6 protein-coding genes are annotated in these 7,435 nt (G+C 74.3%); 3 read left to right on the top strand and 3 right to left on the bottom strand.

What is annotated here, in order from left to right:
- The first annotated feature begins 343 nt into the window (after positions 1-343).
- On the top strand, positions 344-574 hold the full coding sequence (locus RYN42_RS18805) for a PTS glucose/sucrose transporter subunit IIB (RefSeq protein WP_315098708.1): 231 nt from the start codon (positions 344-346) through the stop codon (positions 572-574).
- 28 nt (positions 575-602) lie between these two features.
- A complete protein-coding gene (locus tag RYN42_RS18800) occupies positions 603-1,064 on the top strand; it encodes a PTS glucose transporter subunit IIA (RefSeq protein ID WP_315098706.1) in 462 nt (153 codons plus the stop codon).
- A gap of 3 nt (positions 1,065-1,067) precedes the next feature.
- Here RYN42_RS18800 and RYN42_RS18795 read toward each other — a convergent pair whose 3' ends face one another.
- Positions 1,068-2,120 (bottom strand): mechanosensitive ion channel family protein, encoded by a 1,053-nt coding sequence (locus RYN42_RS18795; RefSeq protein ID WP_315098704.1) that lies wholly within the window; start codon positions 2,118-2,120, stop codon positions 1,068-1,070.
- A complete protein-coding gene (locus RYN42_RS18790) occupies positions 2,117-4,258 on the bottom strand; it encodes a prolyl oligopeptidase family serine peptidase (RefSeq protein ID WP_315098701.1) in 2,142 nt (713 codons plus the stop codon). Before RYN42_RS18790 ends, RYN42_RS18795 begins: the two co-directional genes overlap by 4 nt.
- A gap of 100 nt (positions 4,259-4,358) precedes the next feature.
- On the opposite strand from RYN42_RS18790, the gene malQ reads away from it, so the two are divergent.
- Positions 4,359-6,491: a 4-alpha-glucanotransferase gene (malQ, locus tag RYN42_RS18785; protein ID WP_315098698.1), complete on the top strand. Its 2,133-nt coding sequence runs from the start codon at positions 4,359-4,361 to the stop codon at positions 6,489-6,491.
- Positions 6,492-7,046: 555 nt separating this feature from the next.
- Here malQ and RYN42_RS18780 read toward each other — a convergent pair.
- Positions 7,047-7,435 (bottom strand): ERAP1-like C-terminal domain-containing protein (locus RYN42_RS18780; RefSeq protein WP_315098695.1); only part of this gene is annotated, 389 nt, incomplete at its 5' end.

The following is a 7,435-nucleotide window of genomic DNA, read 5'->3' as shown; positions in this document are numbered from 1 at the left end:
GCCTCGGAGGCCGCGCCGATGCGGGTGGCCGCCGCGGCGTAGTCGGTGCCGGGCGGGAGGCGTCGGCCCGACGGCGGCTCCGCGACGGGGTCCGGCATGAGCACGGCCGGCGCGACGACGCGGCCCGGGCTCACCCCGATGCCGGTGACGACCGTGGGGGAGGGCACGTGCACGGGGCTCACCTGAGAGGACCTCCTCGTCGCTGTGACGGCAGTGTCGTCCCTCGTCCTCCACGGGCGCCAGCCGGACACGCGCCCCTGCGCCGAGCGGAGGCTCGCAACGGCGTCCCAGGGTTACGCTGGCCCTGGGCGCAGACCGGCGCCGTTCGAGCTGGGGAGTTCCATTGAGCAAGGCAGAGCAGATCCTCGCAGCGCTGGGCGGCGACGCCAACGTCGTCGACCTCGAGCCGTGCATCACCCGGCTCCGCGTCGAGGTGAGCGACGCCCACCTGGTCGACGAGGCGGCGCTCAAGGCGAGCGGTGCGTTCGGCGTCGTGCGCTCCGGCCGCATCGTGCAGGTGATCGTGGGCCCGGAGGCCGACAACCTCGCCGCCGAGCTCGACAGCCTGCGCTGATCGCCGGCCGCGGACGGCGGCTCGACGGATGACCACCCTGCGGCTGCTCAGCCCTCTGACCGGGGTGCCGCGACCCCTCTCCGCGGTGCCGGACCCCGTCTTCGCCGAGGGCATGGTCGGCCCCGGCCTTGCTCTCGAGCCGCAGCACGTGCAGACGCAGACCGTGCTGGCGCCCGCCGACGGCGTGATCGGCGCGCTGCACCCGCACGCGTTCGCGCTCGAGCTGGGCGAGGGACGGACCGTCCTGGTCCACCTCGGCATCGACACCGTCGGCCTCGCGGGCCAGGGCTTCACGCTGCACGTCGACGGCGGCCAGACCGTGCGCGCGGGCGACCGGCTGGTGACGTGGTCGCCCGTCGACGTCTCCGCCGCGGGCCTGCAGACCATCTGCCCGGTCGTCGCGCTCCAGGCGGATGCCCAGGCGCTCACCCTGCTCGTCGCGGACGGGCAGTCCGTGCGCGCGGGGGACCCGCTGCTCGACTGGGCCTGACGCTCAGCCGCGCGGCGCCGGCTCCTCGGTCGCGACCGGCTCCTGCGGCGGCAGCGGCTCCTCGCCGGCCGCCGTCCGGGCGTCGCGCTGGGCGAGGGCGTCGTCGACGGGCGTGTCGTGCGGGTCGCGCGGCTCCGGCGCGGCCGCCGCCCGGTGCGTGGCCATGAGGTCGCGCTGCCCGGCCAGCGGCACCTGGGCTCGCTCGAGCTCGTCGCGCGTGGCCGTGCGCAGCGACCGGGCGACCTCCCACTGCATGGCGGGGGACGTCTTGACCTTGAGGCGCAGCGTGACGGCCTCGGCGCTCAGGCGCTCGATGCCGGTGATCGTCGGCTCACCGCGGACGTGCGTGCCCACGACCGGATCCTTCACGACACGCGAGGCCGCCTCCGCCAGCAGCCCGCGGACCTCGTCCAGGTCCGCGAAGTAGTCGACGTCGATCTCGACGACCGCGGTGGCCCAGCCCTGCGACTTGTTGCCGACGCGCAGCATGGTCCCGTTGGGGACGTACCAGAGGGTGCCGTCCGAGTCGCGGATCTTGGTGATCCGCAGCGTGACCGCCTCGACCGTGCCGGTCGCCGGTCCGACGTCCACGATGTCGCCGACGCCGTACTGGTCCTCCAGCAGCATGAACAGGCCGCTGAGGAAGTCCTTGACCAGGCTCTGCGCGCCGAACCCGACGGCCACGCCGACCACACCGGCCGACGCGATGAACGGGGCGATGTTGACCCCGAGCGTGTCGAGGACGAGGAAGAACGCGATCCCCCCCACCACGACGGTCGCGGTGGAGCGCAGCACCGAGCCGATCGTGCGGGCGCGCTGGGCGCGGCGGGCGCTCGTCAGGGGGCTCGCCTTGGCCAGGACGCTGCCGACCTCGGACTCCCCGAGCGGCTTGAGGATGCCGCGGTCGAGGAACGAGGTGCCGTCGGCGACGTGGTTGGTGATGCCACGGATGGCGCGGCGGAGCAGGACCAGCACGATGCTGCTGATCACGACGATGAGGATGATCTTCAGCGGGAGCCCGACGAACCAGTCGGCCCACGTCTGAGCCGTCTTCACGCGACACCCCCGGCCAGCCCGGTGCGGTCGGCGACGAACTGCAGCTGCTCGACGGTGAGCCCGATCGTCCGGGACAGCGCCCGTCCGCCGTGGCCGACCCCCCGTTCCCGCCGGACCAGGACCGGCTGGTCGCTGCTGGTCGCTGCCTGCAGTGCGGCGGCGAGCTTGCGGGCGTGCAGCGGGTCCACCCGGGTGTCGCCCTCGAACACCGTGAACAGCGTGGCGGGGTACCCGGTCCCGTCGACCACGCGGTGGTACGGCGAGTAGCCGAGCAGCCAGCCGAGCTCGGTGGCGTCGTCGGCGTCGCCGTACTCCTCGGTCCACGTCACGCCCAGGCCGAAGCGCTGGTAGCGGACCATGTCGAGCAGCGGGGCCGAGCACACGACGGCGGCGAACAGGTCGGGCCGCTGCGTGAGTGCCGCGCCCACCAGGAGGCCGCCGTTCGAGCCGCCCCAGCAGGCCAGCCGGTCCGGGGTCGTCCAGCCGCGCGCGACCAGGTGGTCCCCGACGGCGTGGAAGTCGTCGAACACGTTCTGCTTGTCGGCGCGCATGCCGGCCCGGTGCCACTGCTCGCCCTCCTCGCCGCCGCCGCGCAGGTTGGCGACGACGTACACGCCGCCGGCCTCCACCCAGGCGAGGGTCGTCGCGGAGAACGCCGGGTCGAGCGAGATCCGGAAGCCGCCGTAGCCGTAGAGGATCGTCGGCGCGGGAGCCAGCGGCCGGCCGTCGGCGTCGAGCGCGTCCGTCCGCGCCACGACGAACGCCCGGACCGTCGTGCCGTCCGGGCTGAGGACCTCGATCTGCTGGACGCGCACGTCCGGCAGGTCCGCGACGATGCCCGGAGGTGACGCCCAGAGCGACGTCTCGCCGGTGCGCGCGTCGAACCGGTGCACGCTGGTCGGCGTCGTGTGGTCGGTGTAGGAGAACCAGACCTCAGGGCCCCCGTCCGGAGACGTCGCCAGGCCGGAGATGGAGCCGAGGCCGGGCACGACGACGGCATCGGGCAGCCGCTCGCCGGTCCGGGGGTCGTGCGCGCTCACCTCGGACACCGAGTGCCGCCGCCAGGACGCCAGCAGGAGGGTCGGCGTCGTGTCCGCCCCACCGCCGTCGAGGAAGGCCACGTCCTCGAGCACCGCGGTCGGGTCCTCGGCTAGCAGGGTCGTCCAGTGCTCCACGCCGGGCTCGGTCGGGTCGGTCACCGCGAGCCGTCCGCGTGGTGCGTCGAGGTCGGTGTGCACGTAGAGCCGCCCGTCGCGAGCCACCCACGCCCCGCTCAGCGCGTCGAGGCCGACGGCGACGTCGACGAACGCCGGCGCCTCGGGACCGGTCACCGCGAGGTCCGCGATCCAGACGTCCGTGCGGGGAGCGGTACCGGCGGATGCCGAGACGATCAGCCAGCGGCCGTCCCGGGAGACCGACACCCCGTAGTAGCTGGTGTGGTCCAGGCCGGTGCCGAACACCTCGACGTCGTCGGTCGCGGGCGTGCCCAGCCGGTGCAGCCACACCCGACGGTGGTACTGCGCCTCGTCCTGCGGCAGCTCCTCCGGGGGCAGCCGGCGCACGTAGTAGAACGCCTCGCCGCCGGGGAGCCAGGCCACCGGGGAGTACCGCGCGCGGCCGATCGGGCCGTCGACCAGCTCACCGGTGGCCACGTCGAGCACGTGCAGGACGCTCTCCTCGGTGCCGCCCGACGAGACCTGGTAGGCGACCAGGTCCCCCTCCTTCGAGGGTTGCCAGGCGTCGAGCGTGGTGGTGCCCGCCGGGTCGATCGCGACGGGGTCCAGCAGGACGTGCTCGGTGTCCCCGACCCGCACCACGACCACGGCGTGCTCCTGGCCTCCGGACCGCCGGGAGAAGAACTGCCGCCGGCCGCGCCACGCCGGCGTGCTCACGAACCCGGCGCCCAGCAGTGCCCGGAGCCGGTCGGTCAGCACGTCGGTGGCGAACGCTCCGCCGGGACCCAGCGACGCGCGGTACTGCGCGTACAGGTCGTCCTGCGCGCCGGACCACGCCTCCGTCAGGTCGGCGTCGGCGTCCTCCAGGGCGCGGAACGGGTCCGCGACGCGGTGACCGTGCAGGTCCTCGACCAGGTCGGTCCGTGGGGCTGCCGGGTACGTGCGCAACGCAGGTGCGGTCATGGTCCGCAAGGCTACGACGAGCGGCCGTGTGGTCGAGGGAGTGACGCAGTCGGGATCGTTCGTCCTGCGTGCGTGCGTGAGGCTCTGGCAGGATCGCGGTGTGGCAGACGACCCGGGTACCGCGTCCGACGCCCTCCTGCGCCTGGCGGGGGCCTACGGGGTCGTCCCGGACCACTGGGACTTCCACGGTCAGCACCGCCGCGCGTCGACCGCGACCCTGCAGGGTGTGCTGGGGGCCCTCGGCGTCGACGCGTCCTCCCCGGAGCGCGTCGACCTGGCCATCGCACACGTCGAGGACATGCCCTGGCGGCGCGTGCTGCCCCCGGTGCTCGTCCTCCGGCAGGGCCGGCAGTCGCACGTGCCCGTGCACGTCACGCACGGCGACCCCGTCGAGGTCTGGATCGAGCTCGACCCCGAGGTCGGCGGCGGCCGACGCGAGGTGGCGCAGGCGGACGTGCCCGTGGACCCCCGGACGGTCGACGGGCGGCTGGTCGGGCGCGCCACGTTCACGCTCCCGACCGACCTGCCGCTGGGCTGGCACGAGATCGTCGCGGAGGGTCCGAGCGCCTCGGCGCACAGTCCGCTCGTCGTGACACCGTCCCGCCTCGAGCTGCCGGAGGCCCTGCGGGACAAGCGCGCCTGGGGCCTCATGGCCCAGCTCTACTCGGTCCGGTCGCGTGCGTCGTGGGGGGTCGGCGACCTCGCGGACCTCGCCGAGATCGGGTGGCTGGCCGGGCGCGAGCTCGACGCCGACTTCCTGCTCATCAACCCGCTGCACGCGTCGGAGCCGACGGTTCCCCTGACGCCGTCGCCGTACCTGCCGACGACCCGCCGGTTCGTGAACCCGCTGTACATCCGCGTCGAGGACGTCCGTGAGGCGGGATACCTGTCGTCGGCGGACCGCACCCTGGTCGAGTGGGCGGCCGAGCCGGTGCTGGCCATGGACGACGACGCCGGCCCGATCGACCGCGACGCCGCGTGGACGGCCAAGCGGGCCGCGCTCGAGGTCGTCTTCGCGGCGGAGCGCTCTGCCGCGCGGCAGGCGGCGTTCGACGCCTTCGTCGCCCAGGAGGGTGCGGGGCTCGAGACGTTCGCCCTGTGGTGCGCGCTCGCGGAGAAGTACGAGGGGCTCACCGGCTGGCCGGCCGACGCCCTCGACCCGTCGTCCGCCCTGGTGGCGGACCTGCGCGTCGAGCTGGCGGAGCGGGTGCAGTTCCACATGTGGTTGCAGTGGGTGGCCGACGAGCAGCTGGCCACCGCGCAGCGTGCGGCGCTCGACGGCGGCATGGCGCTCGGGATCATGCACGACCTCGCCGTCGGCGTGCACCCGGAGGGCGCCGACGTGTGGGCGCTCGGCGACGTGCTCGCCCGAGGGGCCACCGTCGGTGCACCGCCTGACATGTACAACCAGCAGGGCCAGAACTGGTCGCAGCCACCGTGGCGCCCGGACGCCCTCGCGCGGGCCGCCTACAAGCCGTACCGGGACATGCTGCGCACCGTGCTCCGGCACGCGGGTGCCATCCGCATCGACCACGTGATCGGGCTGTTCCGGCTGTGGTGGATCCCGGAGGGTGCCGACTCCGCCGACGGCGCGTACGTCCGGTACGACCACGAGGCGCTGATCGGGATCCTGGCGCTCGAGGCTCACCGCGCGGGTGCCGTCGTCATCGGCGAGGACCTGGGCGTGGTCGAGCCGTGGGTGCGCGACTACCTGTCCGACCGGGGGATCCTGGGCACGTCGGTGCTCTGGTTCGAGCGAGACATGCACGGCGCGCCCCTGGCCCCGGAGCACTATCGGCCGCTGGTGCTGGCCACCGTGACCACGCACGACCTGCCGCCCACCGCGGGCTACCTCGCGGGCGAGCACGTGGCCATCCGGGAGCGGCTCGGCCTGCTCACCGAGCCGGTCACCGTGGTCCGCGCCGCCGCGCTGGCCGAGCGGGACGAGATGCTCGGCGTCCTGCGGGACCGCGCCCTGGTGGGCGACGACCCCTCCGAGCGGGAGATCGTCGAGGCCATGCACCGGTACGTGATGGCGACGCCGTCGGTGCTGGTCGGCGTCTCGCTGGCCGACGCGGTGGGGGAGCGGCGCGCGCAGAACCAGCCGGGGACGGACCAGGAGTACCCGAACTGGAAGGTGCCGCTGGCCGACAGCTCCGGGCGCGTGGTGCTGGTCGAGGACCTGTTCACCAACCAGCGCCTGCGGTCCCTGGCGGCGGTCCTCAACAGCTGACCTGCCTGCTCAGGTCCGGTCCTAGGATGCCGGGATGCCCGAGCACCTGCGCCGCGTCCGCGTCGTCGGCACCACCGGGTCCGGGAAGACGACGTTCGCCCGCCGGCTCGCCGGGAGGCTGGGCGTGCCGCACCTGGAGCTCGACGCGGTGTTCTGGGACGCCGCGTGGACCAAGCGGGACGTCGAGGAGGCGCGCGCGCTGATCGGTGCGTTCACCACCTCGTCCGACCGTGGCTGGGTCACCGACGGCAACTGGACCGCCGGCACGGTCGGGCTGCTCGTCGACGCCGACGCGTACGTGTGGCTCGACTACCCGCGCCGGACCGTGATGTCCCGGGTGGTCCGCCGGACCCTGTGGCGGGGCCTGCGGCGCACCGAGCTGTGGCACGGCAACCGCGCGCTACTCGGCGCTCGCGGCCGAGTCCCCGATCCCGGTGGTCCGGCTCCACAGCCCCCGGGACGCGCGTCGGTGGTTGGCGCAGGTGGGACGGACGACGTGACGACCTCGTCCCGGCTGGCAGGACGAGGTCGTCACGGTGCGGAGGTGCCTGGCGGTCAGGCCCTGCGGAGGTCCGCCTGCTGCGCCGCGAGCGCCCGGCGCACCCCGTCGCGGGACTCCAGGACCAGCCGGCGCAGTGCCGGCGGGGCGTCCGGGTGCCCGTCGAGCCAGGTGTCGGTGGCGCCGAGCACGTCGACCGACGCGTCGTCGGCCAGCTCGGTCGGGTACAGGCCGACCACGATGTTCTGCGCCATCTCGTTCGTCTTGTCCGCCCACACGGACTCGAGCGCCGCGAAGTAGGGCTCGACGAACGGCACGAGCAGCGCCCGGTCGTGCACGCGCCCGAAGCCGGCGATCGTGGCGGCCTGGAGGGCGTTGGGCAGCCCGTCCTGGTCGACCACCGCGGCCCAGGCGGCGGCCTTGGCCTCGGCGGTCGGGACGGCGG

The sequence above is a fragment of the uncultured Cellulomonas sp. genome, assembly GCF_963527515.1.
Lineage (GTDB): Bacteria > Actinomycetota > Actinomycetes > Actinomycetales > Cellulomonadaceae > Cellulomonas.
The sequence above is the reverse complement of the archived record's forward strand: the minus strand, read 5'-3'. Positions and strand labels throughout refer to the sequence as shown.